Source organism: Streptomyces antnestii (assembly GCF_004005495.1).
GTDB lineage: Bacteria > Actinomycetota > Actinomycetes > Streptomycetales > Streptomycetaceae > Streptomyces > Streptomyces antnestii.
Genome location: NZ_RZYA01000012.1, coordinates 39,679 through 60,248, shown reverse-complemented (window position 1 = coordinate 60,248; position 20,570 = coordinate 39,679). Strand labels below are relative to the sequence as shown.

The following is a 20,570-nucleotide window of genomic DNA, read 5'->3' as shown; positions in this document are numbered from 1 at the left end:
CATGGCAGTCCTCGTCGCCCTCGGCTCGTTCGTGATGACACTCGTCGGCGGCTGGACCGCCCACCACGTCACCGACCGGCGCCACTTGGTGCTCGGATTCGCCGGCGGCCTCATGCTCGGCGTCGTCGGCTTCGACCTGCTGCCGGAAGCCCTGCACGGCGCCGGGAACGAGATCTACGGAGTACCCGCCGCGCTGCTCCTGTTCGTCGCGGGCTTCCTCGTCGCGCATGTCGTCGAGCGGCTGCTCGCGATGCGCAAGGCCGCCCACGGGGCGCAGGAGGGCGAGGAACAGGTCCCCGAGGTCGGCCTCGGCGCGGCCGGTGCGATGGTCGGGCACAGCCTCGCCGACGGCGTCGCGATCGGCGCCTCGTTCCAGGTGAGCAGCACGATGGGCTTCACCGTCGCCCTCGCCGTGATCACGCACGACTTCGCGGACGGCTTCAACACGTACACGATCACGCGCGCCTACGGGAACGCCCGCCGCAAGGCCCTCGCCATGGTCGGCGCGGACGCGCTCGCCCCCGTGGTGGGCGCCGCGTCGACGCTGCTCTTCACCCTTCCGGCGCAAGCGCTGGCCTGCTATCTCGGGTTCTTCGGCGGCGTCCTGCTGTACATCGCGGCGGCGGAGATCCTGCCGGAGGCCGGCCACCACCACCCGGCGCGCTCCACGCTCCTGTGCACGATCGCCGGCGCCGCCGTCATGTGGCTGGTGGTCGGCGCGGCGGGGGAGTAGCGCCCGGCCGGCCCCCCGGCGGGTCACAGTTTCCCGCCCCGTCCCCCGTCGCGCCGCGCGGGCGCGATCAGCGTCGACAGGTACGGCAGCGCGGCGTCGGCGCCGAGTTCCGCGGCGGGCCGGATGGACTCCTCGGGCAGCCCGAGCGCGGACCCCCACACGGCGTCGGCGGTCCGCCCGGTCTCCCGCAGCGCCGCCGCGACCTCGCCCGCGAGCCGCCCGAACTTGTACGCCACGACGGTGCCGGGCCCGGCAAGAGCTTCCTTGAGCACGGCGGAACCGGCCGTCACGGGCACGAGCGTCAGCGGCTCGGTCCCCTCGGTGAGCACGGCGCCGGACCGGGCGGCGAGGTCCTGCATGGCGGTGATACCGGGCACGGTCCGGACGTCCGTCCCCGGGACGAGCTCCTCGACGGTCTGCGCGAGGTACGTGAACGTGGAGTACACGTTCGGGTCGCCGATCGTCGCGAACGCGACGGACCCGTGCTCCCGCAGCAGCGCGGCGACCCGCTCCCCGGCCGCGTCCCAGGCGGCCTCGCGCCGGGCCCGGTCGGTCCGCTCGTTGAGCGCGAAGACGACGCGTACGACGTTGCCGGCGGGCACGTAGTGCAGCACGGTCGCCTCGGCGCGGCCCTGCTCACCGGTGTCCATGACGGGTACGACGACGACGGCGGCCTCGCGCAGCGCGTTCACGCCCTTCACGGTCACGAGCTCGGGGTCACCGGGACCCACGCCGACGCCGGTCAGCCGGTACGTGGTGCTGGTCATGACGGGGTGACTCCTTCGGTTGCCTGCGCGACTTCGGATGCGTGCGCGACGATGCGCCGCGCCGCTGAGGGCACGGCGGCCCAGTGCACATGCAGATACGAGGCATGCACCCCGCCCTGCACAAACCCTTCGACGCGCCGCCCGGGACGCGTGACGCCCCACGCGGGCGCGGCCCCGGCCCCGGGTTCGAGGACCGTGCGATGGAACTCGTGACCGCGTACGCGCGTCCCGTTCGCGGCCAGCACGTTGTCGGACACGGCGACGGCCTCCCGGTATCCGAGCGTCAGCCGCTCCGACATCCGGGCGTCGGCGTCCAGAACCCCGCACATGGGCCGCCCGTCGAGCGAACGCGCGAGATAGAGCAGCCCGGCACACTCGGCGACGACGGGAGCGCCGGCCAGCGCAAGCTCCTTGACGGCCTTGCGCAGGGGCTCATTGGCGGACAACTCGGAGGCGTACACCTCGGGGAAGCCACCACCGATGACCAACGCGCTTGTCCCGTCAGGCAGTTGCTCGTCGTGAAGGGGATCAAACGTGACGACGTCGGCGCCGGCGGCGGAGAGCAGCTCGCTGTGCTCGGCATAGGAGAACGTGAAGGCGGGCCCACCGGCGATGGCGACGACGGGGCGAGCTTGCCCATTCAGCGCGTCCGGCCATTCCAGCGTGTCCGGCCATTTCAGCCCGTCCGGCGATTGAGGACCGGGGTCCGGGGCAGAGCCCCGGTTCCGGGAAGGGGCGGGCTCGGGGAAAGAACCCCCCAAAACCTCAGCCGCATCCCAACCCGCACCCGCCAACGACGGAGCGCTCCGCGCCAGGGCGTACAGCGCATCCAGATCACACCCACCCCGAACAAGCTCCCCCATAGCGTCAACAGCCGAAACCGCCTCCGCCCCCCGCTCAGCGACCGGCACAAGCCCCAGATGCCGAGAGGGAGTAACGACGTCGGCCCCCCGCCGCAACGCCCCGAACACCGGCACCCCGGCCTCGTCCAGCGCCTCGCGCAAGATCGCCTCATGCCGCTCGGACCCCACCTGGTTGAGGATCACCCCGGCAACCCGCACCTCGGGATCGAACGAAGCGAACCCATGCACAAGGGCGGCGACGGACCGTGCCTGCGACGACGCGTCGACGACGAGCACCACCGGCGCCCGCAGCAGCTTCGCGACCTGCGCGGTCGAGGCCAGTTCCCCGTACCCCGACGCCCCGTCGAAAAGCCCCATCACGCCCTCGACGACGGCGAGATCACACCCCCGCGCCCCATGCGCGAAGAGCGGAGCGACGAGCTCCTCCCCGCACAGGAACGCGTCGAGGTTGCGCCCCGGGCGCCCCGTGGCGAGCGCGTGGTACCCGGGATCGATGTAGTCGGGCCCGACCTTGTGCGGAGACACGGCGAGCCCGCGCCCGGCGAACGCCGCCATCAGGCCCGTGGCCACGGTCGTCTTGCCGCTGCCCGACGAGGGCGCTGCGATGACGAGCCGGGGCACCGACGTACTCACCACTCGATGCCCCTCTGGCCCTTCTGGCCGGCGTCCATCGGGTGCTTGACCTTGGACATGTCGGTCACCAGGTCGGCGAAGTCGACCAACTTCTCCGGGGCGTTGCGCCCCGTGATCACCACATGCTGGGTCCCCGGCCGATTCCGCAGCACGTCCACGACCTCGTCCGTATCGATCCACCCCCAGTGCATCGGATAGGCGAACTCATCGAGCACGTAAAGCTGATACGTCTCGGCGGCAAGGTCCCGCTTGACCTGCTCCCAGCCCTCGCGCGCCTTCTCCTCGTTGTCCATCTGCGCGTCGCGCTGGACCCAGGACCAGCCCTCGCCCATCTTGTGCCAGTCGACGGTGCCGCCCTCGCCGGAGGCGCCGAGCACGCGCAGCGCGTTCTCCTCGCCGACCTTCCACTTCGCCGACTTGACGAACTGGAACACCCCGATCGGCCAGCCCTGGTTCCAGGCGCGCAGGGCGAGCCCGAAGGCGGCCGTCGACTTGCCCTTGCCGATGCCGGTGTGGACGACGACGAGCGGCCGGTTGCGCCGCTGCCGCGTCGTGAGCCCGTCGTCCGGTACGACGCTCGGCTGTCCCTGAGGCATTACGCGACCCTCCTGCTGTACGACTGCTGACCCTGACCCTGTACGTCCTTCACGAGCCCGGCGATCGAATCGGCCCGCAGCTCATCGAGCGTCACGGCGGTCCCGCCCAGCTCCCCGGCCAACTGCCCCGCAAGGCCCAGCCGCACCGGCCCCGACTCGCAGTCGACGACCACGGACGCGGTCCCCTCGGCGGCGAGCAGCCGCGCCGCGCGTCCCGCGAGCGCCACCGGCTCGGGCCCGCCTGTCGCGCGCCCGTCGGTCACCACGACCACCAGCGGCCGGCGCGCCGGATCCCGCAGCCGCTCCACGCGCAGCACGTCGTGCGCCTTCAACAGGCCTGCGGACAACGGCGTACGCCCACCCGTGGGCAGCGACTCCAGACGTACGGCTGCCGCGTCCACCGACGACGTAGGCGGCAGCGCGACATCGGCGGACGATCCGCGGAACGTCACGAGTCCCACCTTGTCCCGCCGCTGGTACGCGTCCAGGAGCAGCGACAGGACGGCGCCCTTCACGGCGCTCATCCGCTGCCGCGCGGCCATCGACCCGGAGGCGTCGACCACGAACAGGACGAGGTTGCCCTCGCGGCCCTCCCGGGTCGCCTGCCGCAGATCGTCCCGCCGCACCACGAGCCCGCGCCCGGAGCGCCCGCGCGCCCGCTGGTGCGGGGCCGCGGCCTGCACCGTCGCGGCCAGGTGCAGCTTGGTGAGCGCGCCCTGAGGACGCCGCGCACCCGTCGTACGCCCGTGCTCGGTACGCGCCCGCGAGCGCCGCCCGGCCGCGCCCTCACCGAGGCCCGGAACGCTCAGCATCTTCGTACGGAACGGCTCGGAGGCCCGCGCGGCGGCCTGCTCACCGCCACCGGCGGGGGCCTGTGCGGTACCGCTCTCGGAGGGCTCGCCCTGCGCGGGGATGTCGGCGGCCTGCTCGCCGCCCGCGTCCGGGCCCTGACCCTCGGGTGCGTCCTGCGGGGGCTGCCCGCCACCGGGCCCGTCGCCGCCCCCGTCACCATCCGGATCAGGATCGTCGTCCTGCCCCCCGAACTCCTCCAGAGTCTCGTCGAGCTTGTCCTCGTCGAGTCCCGGCGCGTCGAACGGGTTACGGCGCCTGCGGTGCGGCAGCGCAAGGAGCGCCGCCTGCCGCACGTCCTCGGCCAGCACGTCCGTGCGGCCCGCCCACGCGGCGAGAGCCGTCGCCGTACGCGCCATCACGATGTCCGCGCGCATGCCGTCCACCTCGAACGCGGCGCACGTGGCCGCGATCTGCCGCAGCGCGCCGTCACCGAGCCGCACGGACGGAAGCAGTTCCCGCGCGGCGATGATCCGCGCGCGGACCGCGGACTCCTCGCCCTCCCACTTCCCGGCGAAGCCCTCGGGGTCGTCGTCGTAGGCGAGGCGCCGCTTGACGACCTCGACGCGCTGGTCCGGCTCGCGCGACGCGGCGACCTCCACGGTCAGACCGAACCGGTCGAGCAACTGCGGCCGCAGCTCGCCCTCTTCGGGGTTCATCGTGCCGACGAGCAGGAAGCGCGCCGCGTGCCGCACGGACACGCCCTCGCGCTCCACGTATGACGCACCCATGGCGGCGGCGTCGAGCAGCAGGTCGACCAGATGGTCGTGCAGCAGATTGACCTCGTCGACGTACAGGATCCCGCGGTGCGCGTCGGCGAGGAGTCCCGGCTCGAAGGCCTTCACGCCCTCGGCGAGCGCCCGCTCGATGTCGAGCGCGCCGACGAGCCGGTCCTCGGAAGCGCCGACGGGCAGCTCGACCATGCGGGCGCCGCGCGAGGTGCCGGGCCCGGCCTCGTGCGGCCCGTCCGGGCACGCCGGGTCCGGGGCCGCCGGGGCGCAGGAGAACCGGCACCCGGGAACGACGTCCACGGAGGGCATGAGCGCGGACAGGGCACGCACGGCCGTCGACTTGGCCGTCCCCTTCTCGCCACGCACGAGCACGCCGCCCACGGCCGGGGACACGGCGTTGAGCAGCAGCGCGAGCCGCAGGTCGTCCTGCCCGACCAGAGCAGTGAACGGGTAAGGCGTACTCATGCGCGGATCACTCCTTCGAGTGCCTCATGGCAATTCTGCGCGCACTGCGGGCGCCCAGCGGTCAGGGTCGAGTCATGGTCCCCGCAGGCGCGGGGGTGGTCCGAAGTCAAACCCGTGGGCACTGCGCGGGATGACGTGCTCCCCGCAGACGCGGGGGTTCCGAGGGGCCTCATGCGTCCCCCTCCAGATCTCCCTCAAGTTCGAGGTAGGTCGCCCGGAGCCGGTCCAGGGTCTCCTGGTCCGGCTCCGCCCACAGGCCGCGGTCCGCTGCTTCGAGCAGCCGCTCGGTGATGCCTCTGAGGGCCCAGGGATTCGACTTGCGCATGAAGTCCTGGTTCTCGCCGTCGAAGACGTACTCCGCCGACAACTTCTCGTACATCCAGTCGTCGACGACGCCGGCCGTCGCGTCGTACCCGAAGAGGTAGTCGACGGTGGCCGCCATCTCGAAGGCGCCCTTGTAGCCGTGGCGCCGCATCGCCGCCATCCAGCGCGGGTTGACGACCCGCGCCCGGAACACGCGGTGCGTCTCCTCGCCGAGCGTGCGGGTCTTCACCTGGTCGGGCACGGCGGAGTCACCGACGTACGCCTCGGGGGAGGCGCCCGTCAGGTGCCGCACCATGGCGACCATGCCGCCGTGGTACTGGAAGTAGTCGTCGGCGTCGACGAGGTCGTGCTCGCGGGTGTCGACGTTCTTCGCCGCCACGTTGATGCGCCGGAACGCCGTCTCCATGTCGCCGCGCGCGGCCCGCCCGTCGAGCCCGCGCCCGTACGCGTAGCCGCCCCACACCGCGTACACCTCGGCGAGGTCCGCGTCGGACTGCCAGTTGCGGGCGTCGATCAGCGGCAGCAGGCCCGCCCCGTACGCGCCCGGCTTCGACCCGAAGATGCGGGCCGTGGCCCGCCGCCGGTCGCCGTGCTCGGCCGCGTCCTGCTCGACATGCGCCCGTACGTAGTTCTGCTCGGGGCTCTCGTCGAGTGCGGCGACCGCCTGCACGGCGTCGTCGAGCAGGCCGACGACGTGCGGGAACGCGTCGCGGAAGAAGCCGGAGATACGGACCGTCACATCGATGCGGGGGCGGCCGAGTTCGGCCACCGGCACGATCTCGAAGCCCGTCACGCGGCGCGACGCGTCGTCCCACACCGGGCGGCAGCCGAGGAGCGCGAGGATCTCCGCGATGTCGTCGCCCTGCGTACGCATCGCCGAGGTGCCCCACACCGTCAGGCCCACGGACTTGGGGTACTCGCCGGTGTCGGCGAGGTAGCGCGCCACCAGCGAGTCGGCGAGCGCCTGCCCGACGTCCCACGAGAGCCGCGACGGGATCGCCTTCGGGTCGACGGAGTAGAAGTTGCGGCCCGTCGGCAGCACGTTGACCAGACCGCGTGTCGGCGACCCGGACGGCCCGGCGGGCACGTACCCGCCGTTGAGGGCGCGCAGAATGTGCCCGATCTCGTCCGTCGTGCGCGCGAGCCGCGGCACGACCTCACGGCACGCGAACTCCAACACCGCGACGGCGTCCGGGAGTTCGGTCCCGACGACCTCGCGTACGAGGGCGGGGACCGCGGCCGCGTCCCAGCCGCGTTCCTCCATGCCCTCGGCCGCGCGCCGGCACAGCTGCTCCAGGAGGTCGATCGCGTCGGCGCCGCTGCGGGCGGGCCCGTCGACGAGGTTCGTCAGCTCCACCGGCACCTTCACCGGCGCGCCCGGCTCACCGAGCAGCTCCTTCTCGACGAGCCCGAAGTGCTCGGCCAGACAGGCCCGCAGGCCCGGCAGCGCGTTCGCCGTGCCGCCCCACACCTGCGAGGCCCGCAGCACGGCGAGCACGAGGTTCACGCGCGGCTCGCCGACCGGGCCGCCACCCAGGATGTGCAGACCGTCACGGATCTGCACGTCCTTGATCTCGCACAGATAGCCGTCGATGTGCATCACGAACTCGTCGAAGTCGCCGTCGTCCGGCTGCTCGTCGACATGCAGGTCGTGGTGCAGCTCGGCGGCCTTGACCAGCGTCCAGATCTGGGCGCGCACGGCCGGGGCCTTCGTCGGGTCCAGGTCGGAGACGAGCGCGTACTCGTCGAGCAGCTGCTCCAGCTTCGCCAGGTCGCCGTACGTGTCGGCGCGCGCCATCGGCGGGACCAGGTGGTCGACGACCGTGGCGTGCCCGCGGCGCTTGGCCTGCGTGCCCTCGCCCGGGTCGTTCACGATGAACGGATAGATCAGCGGCAGCTCACCGAGCACCGCGTCCGGGGCACAACTCCCGCTCAGGCCGAGGCCCTTGCCCGGCAGCCACTCCATGGTGCCGTGCTTGCCCATGTGGATGACCGCGTCCGCACCGAAACTGTTTTCCAGCCACCTGTACGCCGCCATGTAGTGGTGCGACGGCGGCATGTCCGGGTCGTGGTAGATCGCGATCGGGTTCTCGCCGAAGCCGCGCGGCGGCTGGATCATCACCACGACGTTGCCGAACTGGAGGGACGCCAGCACGATGTCGTCGCCGTCGACGTACAACGAACCCGGCGGCTCGCCCCACGCCTCCAGCATGCCGTCGCGCAGCCCGGGCGCCAGCTTGTCGAACCAGGCCCGGTAGTCGGCCAGCGGCACGCGCGCGGGCGCCGCCGCCAGCTGGTCCTCCGTCAGCCACTCGACGTCGTGACCGCCCGCCTCGATGAGCCGGTGGATCAGCTCGTCGCCGTTGTCCGGGTAGCCCTCGACGCCGTAACCGGCCTCGCGCAGCGCGTCCAGGACGCGCACCGCCGACGCGGGCGTGTCCAGGCCCACCGCGTTGCCGACCCGCGAGTGCTTCGTCGGGTACGCCGTGAAGACGACGGCGAGCTTCTTCTCCGCGTTGGGCTTGTGGCCCAGGCGCGCGTGCCGGACCGCGATGCCGGCGACGCGCGCCGCCCGCTCGGGGTCCGCCGTGTACACCGGGACACCGTCAGGGCCCTCCTCCTTGAAGGAGAACGGCACCGTGACGATCCGCCCGTCGAACTCGGGGATCGCGACCTGCATCGCCGCGTCCATCGGCGAGAGCGCCGCGTCGGATGCCTCCCAGGCCGCCTTCGACGACGTGAGGCAAAGGCCTTGCAGGACCGGGATGTTCAGGTCGGCGAGCGCGCCGATGTCCCACGCCTCCTCGGCACCGCCCGCCGACGCCTGCGACGCGTGCGTGCCGCCCGCCGCGAGGACGGTGGCCACGAGGGTGTCGGCCGCGCCGAGGAGTTCGTACAGGCCCGCGTCGGCGCCCCGCAGCGAACCGCAGTACACCGGAAGGGCGTTGACCCCGCGCGCCTCGATCGCGTCGCACAGCGTGTCCACGAACGCGGTGTTCCCGGACAGCTCGTGCGCCCGGTAGAACAGCACGCCGACCGTGGGGCGGCCCTCGACGCGCTCACGGACGCCGTGCACCCCGAACTCGGGCATCTTCCGCGGCTCGGCGCTGTGGCGCTCCTGCGCGCCGTCCGCCCGGCCGTGCCCGTTGAGCAGCACGTCCTGGACGAGGAAGCGGGCCAGCTCCACGAGGTTGTCGGGACCGCCCTCGACGAGATACCGCAGCGCCTCCGCCACGGCGCCCGCGTGCACGGTCGACTCGGCCATCAGCTCCGCGTCCGGCACGCTCTCGCCGCCGAGCAGCACCGTCGGCACACCCGAAGCCCGCAGTGCCGCGAGCCCGTCCTCCCAGGCCCGCTTCCCGCCGAGCAGCCGCACGACGGCGACGTCCACGCCGTCGAGCAGGCCCGGCAGCTCGCTCTCCACGTCGACCCGGGTCGGATTCCCGATCCGGTACGCGGCGCCGGACGCCCGCGCCGCGAGCAGATCGGTGTCCGCGGTCGACAACAACAACACAGTGCTCATGCGGGCGCTCCCGGTGGAATGAAAGGCAGTCCTGACGGAGCGCCCGACTCGATGAGCCGCCACAGCGCGTCCGTATCCGCGTGTTCTTCGATCAGATCGCCGAGCCGGTCGAGCTGCTCCTCGCGCAGCGCGCCGAACGACGTGTCGGGCGCCGGCACGAAGCGGCGGCCCGCGTCGGCCGCCACCTCCCGCAGGAACGCCCGGCGGAAGGCGTCCGACTCCAGCGAGCCGTGCCAGTGCGTGCCCCAGACGGAGCCGACGCGGCAGCCGTCCAGGAAGGTGTCGCCGCCCGAGACCTCGGCGACGCCGTGATGGATCTCGTAGCCCTCGACGCGCTCGCCGAGCGCCTCGCCGACGGGCCGGGCGAGGGTCTTCTCGCGTTCGAACCGCACCCGTACGGGAAGCAGCCCGAGCCCGTCCACGGTCCCGGCGCGCGACTCGACGTCGTCCTCGATGCGCTCACCGAGCGCCTGGAAGCCGCCGCAGATACCGAGGACGGGGCGCCCCTCGGCGGCGCGCCGCGCGAGGGCGTCGGCGAGCCCACGCTCGCGCAGCCACTCAAGTGCCTTGACGGTGCCGCGCGTTCCGGGCACGACGACCAGGTCCGCGTCGACGAGCTCCTCGGCCCGGTCCACGAACCGCACCACGACGCCCGGCTCGGCGGCCAGCGCGTCCACATCCGTGAAGTTCGACATCAGCGGCACGGCGCAGACGGCGACCCGCAGCACGTCCTCGCCGACGGGAGCCGTGGTCCGCGACTCGCGCACGGAGCCGCGCAGCGACACGCGGAGCCCGTCCTCCTCGTCGATGCCGAGGCCGTGCTGGAAGGGCAGCACCCCGTACGTCGGCCGCCCGGTGAGGCCCTTGAGCATGTCGAGACCGGGTTCGAGCAGGGACACGTCGCCGCGGAACTTGTTGACCAGGAACCCGGCGAGGAGCTCCTGGTCCTCCGCGCTCAGCAGGGCCGCCGTCCCGAAGAACGACGCGAAGACGCCACCCCGGTCGATGTCACCCACGACCAGGACGGGCAGCCTGGCCGCCCGCGCGATGCCCATGTTGACGATGTCGGTGCGACGCAGATTGATCTCGGCGGGAGAGCCCGCCCCTTCACAGATCACGGCGTCATAGCTGCCCCGGAGTTCCTCCAGGCATCCCACGACGGTGTCGAGGAGCGCGGCCTGCCTGCCTCCGTGATAGCCCCGCGCGCTCAACTCGCCCACCGGCTTGCCCATGAGCACCACCTGGCTGCTCCGGTCACTGCCCGGCTTCAGGAGTACGGGGTTCATCAGGGCGCTCGGCTCGACGCGGGCGGCCTGCGCCTGCATCGCCTGCGCCCGGCCGATCTCGGCGCCCTCGCGCGTCACGAACGAGTTCAGGGACATGTTCTGCCCCTTGAACGGCGCGACCTTCACCCCCTGACGCACCAGCCACCGGCAGATCCCCGCCGTGACCACGCTCTTCCCGGCGTCGGAGGTGGTCCCCGCCACCAGCAGTCCGCCACCACTCATGACTTTCCCCTCCGCGACCACAGGGCCCGCCCGGCGACACACACGCCGAGCGCCAGCCAGCTCACGCGCCGCGACAGACGGGCGGCCCGCTCGACGTCGGCGACCTCCACACTCCGGCCCGGCGCGTTCAGCACGGGCCGGTGCTCCACACGCCCGCCGTACGACAACGTCCCCCCGAGCCGCACCCCGAGCGCCCCCGCGAACGAGGCCTCCACGACACCGGCGTTGGGACTCGGATGCTTCGCGGCGTCCGCACGCCATGCCCTCAGCGCGCCGCGCGGACGCCCGCCGGCGACGGCGGCGAGCACACCGGTGAGGCGCGCCCCCGGCCAGCCGGTCACGTCGTCGAGGCGCGCGGACGCCCACCCGTACCGGCCGTACCGCGCCGACTTGTGCCCGACCATCGCGTCCAGCGTGTTCACGGCCCGGAACGCGACGAGCCCGGGGACTCCTGCCACGGCGCCCCACACGAGGGCGCCCACGACGGCGTCGGAGGTGTTCTCGGCGACGGACTCCACGACGGCCCGCGCGATCCCGTCCGCGTCGAGCGCCTGCGGGTCACGTCCGCACAGATGCGGCAGCCGCTCACGGGCGCCGTCCACGTCACCGGCGGTCAGCGCGCCCCCGATGGCGCGCGCCTCGCGCCCGAGCGACGTACCGCCGACGACCGCCCAGGTGGCGGCGGCGGTCAGGGCGACGGAAGCGGCGGGGGAGCGGCGCACGGCACGCGCGGCGAGACCACCCAGGGCGGCGGCGCCCCCGGCGCACACGACGGTGTGCAGCGCGCCCCACCCGCGGTGGTCACGCCACAGCACCCGCTCGACAGCGCCCGCGGCCCGCCCGAACGCGGCGACCGGATGCCCGCGGCGAGGATCGCCGAACAGGAGGTCACCGAGAAGCCCGGCGGCGCCGCCGTACGCGAAAACACGCTCGGCCCGCACGGAATCAGCCCGCCGCTACGGCGAACGGAACCCTCGTACTGGTTCTCGGCGGGAGAGCCCGCAACTGACAGCCGCGCATGGCGATATGTCCTCACTCAGGGTGTCCACGCCCTGGTTGGAAGAGACCGGCGGCGAGAGTTCCTGGCTTCCGGGTCCTGGGGACCTCGGTGACAGTGGCGGGACCGCGCCGGAATCGCACCGGCTTCCTCTCCTGCTGCCGTAGATGGCACGGGAAGTCCACCACGCTCCGCGAACCCCGTCAACTTGCCGTTGACCTGCGGCGGGAGAGTGTGCTGAGGCCCACACGAAGGCGGGGTGCGGGACGCTGTCGCGTCCCGCACCCCGCCTTCAATGGCTCACGTCCCGGTCAGGCCACGATCAGGAAGATCCCGTAGCCGACGGCCGCCGCGCACAGGGCGAAGCAGACGTACGCGCCGGAGACGGCGAGCGCCGCCGAACCGCCCTGCGCCGCCGCCGACTCCCGCTTGGTGAGGCCGACGATGCCGAGGGTGAACAGGCCCACCAGGGCCACCGTGATCACGAGGCTGACTCCGAACACGGAGCCGAGTGCTGCCCAGTCGATATGCATAGCGCTGCTGCTTCCTTAGACCGTGGCCGGTCGCGCGGGCTCCGCCGACGGCGCGGTGGAGGAGGCGGAGAGGGTGGTCTTCACGTCCGGGTCCACGACCGTGCCGGCCGGGGTGACCGTGCCGGCCGGGGGCGGGGTGACGGCCGCGATCGCGGTGGTCACCACACCGGCGGGCTCCGCCGGCACAGCGGCGGTGTCGGCGTCGATGTCGTCGTCCGTGACGTTCGTGTGGTCGATCGAGTTGCGCCGCGACAGGGCCCAGATCGTGGCCGCGCCCGCGATGAGGAGGAACGCGGTGACGGCGACGCCCCACGTGCCCTGCTTGGTGAGGAACTCGGCGCCCGCGCCGACCAGACCGGCGGCCGGCAGGGTCAGACCCCAGGCGACGAACATGCGGGTCGCGGTCGACCAGCGGACCACGCCGCCCTTGCGGCCGAGGCCGGCGCCCATCACGGAGCCGGAGCAGACCTGCGTCGTGGAGAGCGAGAAGCCGATGTGCGAGGAGGCGAGGATCGCGGTCGCGGCACTGGTCTGGGCGGCGAAGCCCTGCTGCGGCGCGAGCTCCGTGAGGCCCTTGCCCATGGTGCGGATGATGCGCCAGCCGCCGAGGTAGGTACCGAGCGCGATGGCCGTACCGGCCGAGACGATGACCCACATCGGGGGGTTGGCACCGGGGTCGAGGACGCCGCCCGTGATCAGGGCGAGCGTGATGATGCCCATCGTCTTCTGCGCGTCGTTCGTGCCGTGCGCCAGGGAGACCAGACCCGCGGAGGCGATCTGCCCGGCACGGTAGCCCTTGGCGGTCGCCTTCTGGTCGGTCCTGCTGCCGATCTTGTACGTCAGCCGGGTGGCCAGCATCGCGGCGATGCCCGCCACGAGCGGCGCGGCGACGGCCGGCAGCAGGATCTTGGTGACGACGGTGCCGCCGTCGATCGACGACCAGCCCATCGACATGACGGCGGCGCCGATGAGGCCGCCGAAGAGCGCGTGGGACGAGCTGGAGGGCAGGCCCACCAGCCACGTCAGCAGATTCCAGAGGATGGCGCCCACCAGCGCGGCGAAGATGACCTCGGTCTTCAGTCCGTCCTCGTTGATGATGCCGCCGGAGATCGTCTTGGCGACCTCCACGGAGAGGAAGGCGCCGACCAGATTGAGCACGGCGGACATGGCCACCGCCGTCTTGGGCTTGAGAGCGCCGGTCGAGATGGTCGTCGCCATCGCGTTGGCAGTGTCGTGGAAACCGTTCGTGAAATCGAACACGAGAGCGGTGACGATCACGATCCCGAGGAGAAGCGTGATGTGTTCCATTTACCCAGGCTTCTGTTGGACGTCAGTGGCACGGTGACCGTAGGCAACCTGGGTGAACGGAAGATGAACTGGGGCAGGCCGCACAGTGACCCTATGTGGAGTGCCGCCATTCCGCTGGGAACGGGGCGGCGGCACCCGGGTGTTCGAGAAGCGGAATCGGCGCCGGGTTGAGCGGAAGCAGGGCTTCCGTCGGCCGCGCGTGAACCTCCGCAACGGGGCCCGTGAGCCGCCGAAGAGATCCTGGTCACCCGGGCGGCCCCGGCCGGCGGCTGGAAGGATGCGGGCATGGCCGAGGAACCGGACGGTGCGCGGCGGGACGAGGGTGAACTCGCCCTGGCGTGGGACGCGCTCGTGGCGACGGCGCGGCGGACCGTCACCGACGGCCTGGTCGTCGGGACCTCGGGAAACGTGTCGGTACGGGTGGGCGACACCGTCCTGGTGACGCCCAGCGGGGTCCCGTACGACGAGCTCACCCCGGACGACCTCGTCGCCGTCGGGCTCGACGGCGAGCGGCGCGCCGGGACCCTCAAGCCCACCAGCGAACTCCCCATGCACCTTGCGGTCTACCGCGCCACCCCCGCCCGCGCCGTCGTCCACACCCACGCGGTCCACGCCACGGCCGTCTCCACCCTCGTGCCCGAGCTCCCGCTGATCCACTACATGGCGGCCGCGCTCGGCGGCCCGGTCCGGGTCGCCCCGTACGCGACGTACGGCACCGAGCGGCTGGCCGGGAACGTGCTGGGTGCCCTGGAGGGCCGGACCGGCTGCCTGCTCCAGAACCACGGAACCCTCACCTACGGCGACTCGCTCGCCGCCGCGTACGACCGCACCGCCCAGCTGGAATGGCTGTGCCGCGTCTGGCTCACCGCGAGCTCCCATCCGCGTCTCGCCCCGGCCCTGCTCACCCGCGACCAGGTGCGCGAGGTGGAGGAGAAGCTGCGGGGGTACGGGCAGCGGGGGTGAGCCGGGGCCCTGTGTGCCGCATCGCCGGCGCTCCCCACTGGCCGGGGAGCGCCGGGGCGCGGACACTGGGACGGTGCGCACCGCCAGAGCGACGGCCGCTGCCGTCACCGCCGTCATCGGTGCGACCGCGGCCGCGGTCGCGGCCGGCCGGTTCGCCAGCGACGCCGCCCTCAAGGCGCCCGCCGGACGGCCACTGCCCACCGAGCCACGCCTCACGGTCCACTCCACCACCGGCGGCACGATCACGCTGACCCGGGACCTGGCGTCCCTGCGGCGCGGGACGTACGGCCTGAGCGGTGACGGCTTCCACGCCGTGGTCGGGTCCGTTCTCGACTCCGTGCCGCATGCCGCGGACACCGTCGTGCGCCGTCTGGAGCGGGTCACCCACGGCTCCCTGGAACCCGGCGCCAAGGCCTGGCTCACGCCCCAGGTGTACATCGGTGATCCCAAGGCGGCCCTCGGCCTCGATCATGCCGACGTCGACATTCCGGGCGAACTGGGCGCCCTTCCGGCGTGGTTCGTCCCCGGCGCCCGCCCGACATGGGTCATCACGGTCCACGGCCTGGGCACCACGCGCGAGCAGCCCATGGTCCTCATGGAGTTCCTGCACCGGCACCGATTCCCCGTCCTCGACCTCGCCTACCGCGGTGACCTCGGCGCGCCCCGCTCCCCGGACGGCCTCGGGCACCTCGGCGAGACGGAGTGGCGCGACCTGGACGCGGCGATCCGCTACGCCGTGCGGTACGGCGCCCAGCGGGTGGTCGTGCACGGCTGGTCGACCGGCGGAGCCATGGCGCTGCACGCGGCGGCGCATTCCGCTTTGCGGGACCGCATCGCCGGTCTCGTCCTCGATTCACCCGTCCTCGCCTGGGACGTGACGCTGCGTGCCCTCGCGGACGCCCGTCGCGTTCCCGGCCCGCTGCTGCCGCTCGCGGTCCGCGCGGCACAGGGCCGCACGGGCCTGCACGGCGATCGTTCCCACGGCCTGGCCGACGCCGCCGCGCTCCGGGTGCCCACGCTGGTCGCGCACGGCCCCGACGACGAGCTCGCGCCCTGGCGCCTGTCCCGGGAACTGGCTGACCGGCGGCCCGACTTGGTCACTCTCCTCACGGTGACCGACGCCCCGCACGGCGCCATGTGGAACGCGGACCCGGACACGTACGAGGAGGCCCTGCGCCGCTTCCTGACGCCGCACATGTAGCCGCGCCGGGCGGACGGGGGCGTGCGCCGGTGGTGCCGGGGCCGCGCGCCGGTCGTGCCCGGAACGGTCGCCGGCCGTGCGGCGCAGATGCGCAGGAAGGCCCGCGTAGACCCCGCTCCGGGCCCCTTCGCGGACCCTCCCGTGCCGCCCGCGCGGAGCCCCGGAACCATTCCGTTTGGGTTTTCGGACCGTCAACCGGAAGACTGCCCCCGTGACGTCCCGTATCCCGCGCGACTCCAGGCTCCGACTCGTCCGCCCCCGCGCCCTCGCCGCCGCCCCCGTGCGGCCCGAAGGCGTGGCCACCCAGGCGCGCCCGCCCCGCCCCGCGCCCCGCCCGCCGGAGGGCACCCCACCCGCGGCGGAACTGGCCCGCATGGCCCGCCGCGGTCTCGCCGGCGCCGTGCGGGTGGCCCGCTGGGCCGACGCCGCCCTCAGCCCGGGCAGGGGGCACGGCACCCCCGACGGCAGGGGCGCGCTCTCCGTGGCCACCGCCGAACGCGCGGCGGCCGACCTGGACCTGACCCCGCGGCAGGTCCGTGCCGACTGGGACACCGCGCGCCTCGCGGGCCTCGTCGAGGTGCACGGCGACACCGCGCGCCCCGGCTGGCGCCTGCGCGCCTGGGACCGCGACGACACCGCCGTGCTGCGCGGCTGGGTCGCGCTGTTCGACGCGTGGTCGCTCGCGCACCCGGCCGAGGGGAGCCTGGAGGCCCCCGCGGTCGCCGAGGTCGTCGAGGCGATGCCGCAGGTGCTCTCCTTCCTTCAGCTGTCCGCGGGGCCGGTTCCGGTTCCGCAACTTCTCGACCTCCTCGGCCAGCGCGTCGAGGAACTGCGCACGGAGCGCTGTGAGATCCCCTACGGCCCGCAGCCCGAGCCCGCCGTTCCCGCCAGCGCGCCCCTGCCCCCGCTGCTCGACTGGGCCCTGCGCGGCCTCGCCGCCGTCGGCGCCCTCACGTACGCCGACGGCCAGGCCACCCTCACGCCCCTGGGCAGCTGGGCGGTCTGGGTCAAGCTGGAGCAGATCTGCGTGGCCGCGCAGTCCCCGGCGGGCAACATCGAGCAGGCCGCGGAGGACATGCTCAGGGGCTGTGCGCGACTGCGGCCGAACGCGGCACGCGCCGAGTACCGCGCCTGGCTCGCCGCCCGGCCCGTCGGCAGCGCCGTCACCGAGCTGATCGCGGCGGCCCGCGGCGAGGACGCCCTGCTGCGCGGACTCGCCTTCGAGGCCCTGCGCGTCGTGGGCGCCCCGGCCGAGCCCGTGGTGAGATCCGTCGCCGACGAGGCGTCCCTGCGGCCGTACGCGCTGCTGTGGCTCGCCGAGTACGAGGGCGCCGATCCCGAGGACGTGCATCTGGTGCTGACCCGGGAGGAGACGACGTGGCTGTGGGTGGACACCGCCGCGGCCGTCGCGGACCACGGTGAGGCCCAGCTCCTGGTGCGCCATCTGGAGTCGGCGGTACAGCCCACCGTGCCGGCCCTCCTCGACGAGGTCAGGAAGGCCGGGCACCCGCGGACCGTCCAGGTCCTCGTCGCGCTGGCCGCCGCGCACCCGGACCCGGCGCTCGCCAAGGCCGTGCGCCGGGCCGCCTTCCAGGTGCACACCGGCGGCGTGTGACGCACCGCCCCCGCGGTCAGGCCGGCACCTCGGGGGGCGTACGTACCGAAGCTCCACACATTGCCCTCGGCGTCTCTCGCCATGTAGTCGCGGGAGCCGTAGTCCTGGTCCGCCGGGGGCATGAGGATCTCCACGCCGTGCTCGACGGCCCGGCGGTGATGGGCGTCCACGTCGTCCACGACGACATAGATCCCGGTCGGCCCCGCGCCCTTCATCGCCTCGTCGAAGCGGCCTCCGCGGCCCTTCGAGCCGAGCATCACCGCGCCGTTCCCGAACGTCAGCTCGGCGTGCGCCACCGTGCCGCCGTCGCCCTCGTGCACCGCGGCGGCGGTGAAGCCGAAGGCCGAGGTCAGCTGCTCGATCGCGGCCCTCGCGTCGGCGTACAGCAATGTCGGGAAGAGGCTCGGCCCCCGTGTGCCCTGCGTACCGCTCACTGTGCTCACTCCTTCTTCGCCGGCCCGGAACGTGCTGCCTTCTCCAGACTGGCACCCGGCACCGACAATCCGCCCGGTGAGCGGGCCCCGCTCACCGGAACGTGTCGCACCGCGAGGGCCGCGCGGGACGGCCCGGGAGAGCGGCCCGGCAAAAGCGTTTGCATCCCACCGTTAAACTGGCTCGTATGACGTTCCTTCTCTGGGTGGTTTAGCGGCGCCGACCGGCCCTCGCCCTGTCAACCAGCCGTTAATCCTTTCCTGGAGTACTTCCCCGTGATCACCGCATCCGGCATCGAACTGCGCGCCGGCGCCCGCATCCTCATCGAGAACGCCAGCTTCCGCATCGCCAAGGGCGACCGCATCGGCCTGGTCGGGCGCAACGGCGCGGGCAAGACCACCCTCACCAAGTGCCTCGCCGGTGAGGGCGTCCCGGCCGGCGGCACCATCGCCCGCTCCGGAGAGGTCGGCTACCTCCCGCAGGACCCCCGCACCGGTGACCTCGACGTCCTGGCCCGCGACCGCATCCTGTCCGCGCGCGGCCTCGACACCCTGATCCAGAAGATGCGCGACAACGAGCAGCGCATCGCCAACGGCACGGGCGCCACGCGCGCGAAGGCGCTCAAGCAGTACGAGCGCCAGGAGACGGAGTTCCTCACCAAGGGCGGATACGCCGCCGAGGCCGAGGCCGCCACCATCGCCGCCGCGCTCAACCTGCCGGACCGGGTGCTCGGCCAGCCCCTGCACACGCTCTCCGGTGGTCAGCGCCGCCGTATCGAGCTGGCCCGCATCCTCTTCTCCGACGCGGACACCCTGCTCCTCGACGAGCCCACGAACCACCTTGACGCCGACTCCATCGTCTGGCTGCGCGACTACCTGAAGACGTACCGCGGCGGATTCATCGTGATCTCCCACGACGTCGACCTCGTCGAGACGGTCGTCAACAAGGTGTTCTACCTGGACGCGAACCGCTCCCAGATCGACGTCTACAACATGGGCTGGAAGCTCTACCAGCAGCAGCGCGAGGCCGACGAGAAGCGCCGCAAGCGCGAGCGCCAGAACGCCGAGAAGAAGGCCGCGGCCCTCAACTCCCAGGCCGACAAGATGCGCGCCAAGGCGACCAAGACCGTCGCCGCGCAGAACATGGCCAAGCGTGCCGACCGGCTGCTCGCCGGGCTCGACGCGGTCCGTGTCTCCGACAAGGTCGCCAAGCTGCGCTTCCCCGAGCCCTCCCCGTGCGGCAAGACGCCGCTCATGGCCGAGGGTCTGTCGAAGTCGTACGGCTCCCTGGAGATCTTCACCGACGTCGACCTGGCCATCGACAAGGGCTCGCGCGTCGTCATCCTCGGCCTCAACGGCGCGGGCAAGACCACCCTGCTCAAGCTGCTCGGCGGAGCCGAGAAGCCGGACACGGGCGAGGTCATCGAGGGCCACGGCCTCAAGCTCGGCTACTACGCGCAGGAGCACGAGACCCTCGACCCCGAGCGCACCGTCCTGGAGAACATGCGCTCCGCCGCCCCGGACCTGGACCTGGTCGAGGTGCGCAAGACGCTCGGCTCGTTCCTGTTCTCCGGCGACGACGTCGACAAGCCGGCCGGTGTCCTGTCCGGCGGTGAGAAGACCCGCCTCGCGCTCGCCACGCTCGTCGTGTCGTCCGCGAACGTCCTGCTCCTCGACGAGCCCACGAACAACCTCGACCCCGCCAGCCGCGAGGAGATCCTCGGCGCGCTGCGCACCTACAAGGGCGCCGTCGTCCTCGTCACGCACGACGAGGGCGCCGTGGACGCGCTCCAGCCGGAGCGCATCATCCTGCTGCCCGACGGTGTCGAGGACCTGTGGGGCCAGGACTACGCGGACCTGGTCAGCCTCGCCTGACCCCCTCCGGCGCCCGCGTCCGGGCCCGCACGATCACGGTCGGCCGTCAGCACGGCTTGATCGAAAGGCTGATCCACTCGGTATGGATCATTCGGCCGATCCGTGATCCATCATCTGAGTGAGATCTCCTCGTACCGCGGTGTGTCCTACACGGATTTCGCCGCCGCACCCCGGCTCGCCCCCTTGTGCCCGGCGACAGGGCGCTGACCTGGACCTTCATGGCGGGCCTCGATTCGGGGCCCGCGGTAGCGCGCCCGGAACTCCTCATTCCATCCGGGCCCACGGCTTCCCGTGCGCACAAGCTCCTCGTACGGACCTTGCCGAATGGGTGGCCAGGAAGCCCGGGAGGGGTGATCATGAGAAGTCCAGAGCGCACTTCCCATGAGGAGGCACGGGTGGCCGAGACTCTGAAGAAGGGCAGCCGGGTGACCGGCGCCGCGCGCGACAAGCTCGCGGCAGACCTGAAGAAAAAGTACGACTCCGGTGCGAGCATCCGAGCGCTGGCCGAGGAGACCGGCCGCTCGTATGGCTTCGTGCACCGGATGCTCAGTGAGTCGGGAGTCACGCTGCGAGGTCGTGGCGGGGCTACACGCGGCAAGAAGGCGACCGCGGCCGGCTGACCCGGGCAGTGCACAGGCTTCGATGGTGACCACCC

At 72.7% G+C, this 20,570-nt stretch carries 15 protein-coding genes, 1 pseudogene and 1 riboswitch; of the genes and pseudogenes, 6 read left to right on the top strand and 10 right to left on the bottom strand.

Going from position 1 to position 20,570, the window contains the following annotated elements:
• Position 1: 1 nt before the first annotated feature.
• Positions 2-733 (top strand): ZIP family metal transporter, encoded by a 732-nt coding sequence (locus EOT10_RS23980; protein WP_127830380.1) that lies wholly within the window; start codon positions 2-4, stop codon positions 731-733.
• A gap of 23 nt (positions 734-756) precedes the next feature.
• Here the strand turns inward: EOT10_RS23980 and cobI are convergent, their stop codons facing one another.
• From cobI to EOT10_RS23935, 9 genes are all read right to left on the bottom strand, one after another.
• Positions 757-1,500 carry a precorrin-2 C(20)-methyltransferase gene (cobI, locus tag EOT10_RS23975; RefSeq protein WP_127830379.1) on the bottom strand — a complete coding sequence of 248 codons (744 nt, stop codon included), beginning with the start codon at positions 1,498-1,500 and terminating at the stop codon, positions 757-759.
• The gene (locus tag EOT10_RS23970) at positions 1,497-2,996 is read right to left on the bottom strand and encodes a cobyrinic acid a,c-diamide synthase CobB (protein WP_127830378.1); all 1,500 of its coding nucleotides are present in this window, start codon (positions 2,994-2,996) and stop codon (positions 1,497-1,499) included. Before EOT10_RS23970 ends, cobI begins: the two co-directional genes overlap by 4 nt.
• Complete coding sequence (cobO, locus tag EOT10_RS23965; RefSeq protein ID WP_127830377.1) at positions 2,993-3,592, bottom strand: cob(I)yrinic acid a,c-diamide adenosyltransferase; 600 nt, start codon at positions 3,590-3,592, stop codon at positions 2,993-2,995. The genes EOT10_RS23970 and cobO overlap by 4 nt, the downstream gene beginning before the upstream one ends.
• Positions 3,592-5,637, bottom strand: coding sequence for a putative cobaltochelatase (locus EOT10_RS23960; protein ID WP_127830376.1), 2,046 nt, complete (start codon positions 5,635-5,637; stop codon positions 3,592-3,594). The genes cobO and EOT10_RS23960 overlap by 1 nt, the downstream gene beginning before the upstream one ends.
• Before the next feature lie 169 nt (positions 5,638-5,806).
• The gene (gene cobN, locus EOT10_RS23955; RefSeq protein WP_127830375.1) at positions 5,807-9,484 is read right to left on the bottom strand and encodes a cobaltochelatase subunit CobN; all 3,678 of its coding nucleotides are present in this window, start codon (positions 9,482-9,484) and stop codon (positions 5,807-5,809) included.
• Positions 9,481-10,992 carry a cobyric acid synthase gene (locus EOT10_RS23950; protein WP_127830374.1) on the bottom strand — a complete coding sequence of 504 codons (1,512 nt, stop codon included), beginning with the start codon at positions 10,990-10,992 and terminating at the stop codon, positions 9,481-9,483. Before EOT10_RS23950 ends, cobN begins: the two co-directional genes overlap by 4 nt.
• Positions 10,989-11,933 carry a cobalamin biosynthesis protein gene (locus EOT10_RS23945; RefSeq protein ID WP_127830373.1) on the bottom strand — a complete coding sequence of 315 codons (945 nt, stop codon included), beginning with the start codon at positions 11,931-11,933 and terminating at the stop codon, positions 10,989-10,991. Before EOT10_RS23945 ends, EOT10_RS23950 begins: the two co-directional genes overlap by 4 nt.
• A gap of 113 nt (positions 11,934-12,046) precedes the next feature.
• Positions 12,047-12,190: riboswitch (cobalamin riboswitch) on the bottom strand.
• A gap of 110 nt (positions 12,191-12,300) precedes the next feature.
• Positions 12,301-12,522, bottom strand: coding sequence for a hypothetical protein (locus EOT10_RS23940; protein WP_127830372.1), 222 nt, complete (start codon positions 12,520-12,522; stop codon positions 12,301-12,303).
• A gap of 15 nt (positions 12,523-12,537) precedes the next feature.
• The gene (locus EOT10_RS23935) at positions 12,538-13,830 is read right to left on the bottom strand and encodes an inorganic phosphate transporter (protein ID WP_127830371.1); all 1,293 of its coding nucleotides are present in this window, start codon (positions 13,828-13,830) and stop codon (positions 12,538-12,540) included.
• A 285-nt stretch (positions 13,831-14,115) separates the two neighbouring features.
• Here EOT10_RS23935 and EOT10_RS23930 point away from each other — a divergent pair, with 285 nt between their 5' ends.
• From EOT10_RS23930 to EOT10_RS23920, 3 genes are all read left to right on the top strand, one after another.
• Positions 14,116-14,793 (top strand): class II aldolase/adducin family protein, encoded by a 678-nt coding sequence (locus EOT10_RS23930; RefSeq protein ID WP_127830370.1) that lies wholly within the window; start codon positions 14,116-14,118, stop codon positions 14,791-14,793.
• A 73-nt stretch (positions 14,794-14,866) separates the two neighbouring features.
• Positions 14,867-15,994, top strand: coding sequence for an alpha/beta hydrolase (locus EOT10_RS23925; RefSeq protein WP_127830369.1), 1,128 nt, complete (start codon positions 14,867-14,869; stop codon positions 15,992-15,994).
• A gap of 211 nt (positions 15,995-16,205) precedes the next feature.
• Entirely contained in the window at positions 16,206-17,609 is a 1,404-nt protein-coding gene (locus EOT10_RS23920; RefSeq protein WP_189492006.1) for a hypothetical protein, read from the top strand.
• Between the two features lie 20 nt (positions 17,610-17,629).
• Here EOT10_RS23920 and EOT10_RS23915 read toward each other — a convergent pair.
• A pseudogene (locus tag EOT10_RS23915) lies at positions 17,630-18,043 on the bottom strand (VOC family protein); the annotation flags it as partial.
• A gap of 273 nt (positions 18,044-18,316) precedes the next feature.
• Here EOT10_RS23915 and EOT10_RS23910 point away from each other — a divergent pair.
• Both EOT10_RS23910 and EOT10_RS23905 read left to right on the top strand, forming a co-directional pair.
• Entirely contained in the window at positions 18,317-19,915 is a 1,599-nt protein-coding gene (locus EOT10_RS23910) for an ABC-F family ATP-binding cassette domain-containing protein (protein WP_127830368.1), read from the top strand.
• A gap of 395 nt (positions 19,916-20,310) precedes the next feature.
• Positions 20,311-20,535, top strand: a complete 225-nt coding sequence (locus EOT10_RS23905) for a helix-turn-helix domain-containing protein (RefSeq protein ID WP_189492003.1) — start codon at positions 20,311-20,313, stop codon at positions 20,533-20,535.
• The last annotated feature ends 35 nt before the right edge of the window (positions 20,536-20,570 follow it).

Coding starts and splice junctions, on each gene's coding strand:
- EOT10_RS23980 (WP_127830380.1), top strand. CDS start 2: ATGGCAGTCCTCGTCGCCCTCGGCTCGTTCGTGATGACACTCGTCGGC.
- cobN (WP_127830375.1), bottom strand. CDS start 9,484: ATGAGCACTGTGTTGTTGTTGTCGACCGCGGACACCGATCTGCTCGCG.
- EOT10_RS23960 (WP_127830376.1), bottom strand. CDS start 5,637: ATGAGTACGCCTTACCCGTTCACTGCTCTGGTCGGGCAGGACGACCTG.
- EOT10_RS23930 (WP_127830370.1), top strand. CDS start 14,116: ATGGCCGAGGAACCGGACGGTGCGCGGCGGGACGAGGGTGAACTCGCC.
- cobO (WP_127830377.1), bottom strand. CDS start 3,592: ATGCCTCAGGGACAGCCGAGCGTCGTACCGGACGACGGGCTCACGACG.
- EOT10_RS23935 (WP_127830371.1), bottom strand. CDS start 13,830: ATGGAACACATCACGCTTCTCCTCGGGATCGTGATCGTCACCGCTCTC.
- EOT10_RS23940 (WP_127830372.1), bottom strand. CDS start 12,522: ATGCATATCGACTGGGCAGCACTCGGCTCCGTGTTCGGAGTCAGCCTC.
- cobI (WP_127830379.1), bottom strand. CDS start 1,500: ATGACCAGCACCACGTACCGGCTGACCGGCGTCGGCGTGGGTCCCGGT.
- EOT10_RS23950 (WP_127830374.1), bottom strand. CDS start 10,992: ATGAGTGGTGGCGGACTGCTGGTGGCGGGGACCACCTCCGACGCCGGG.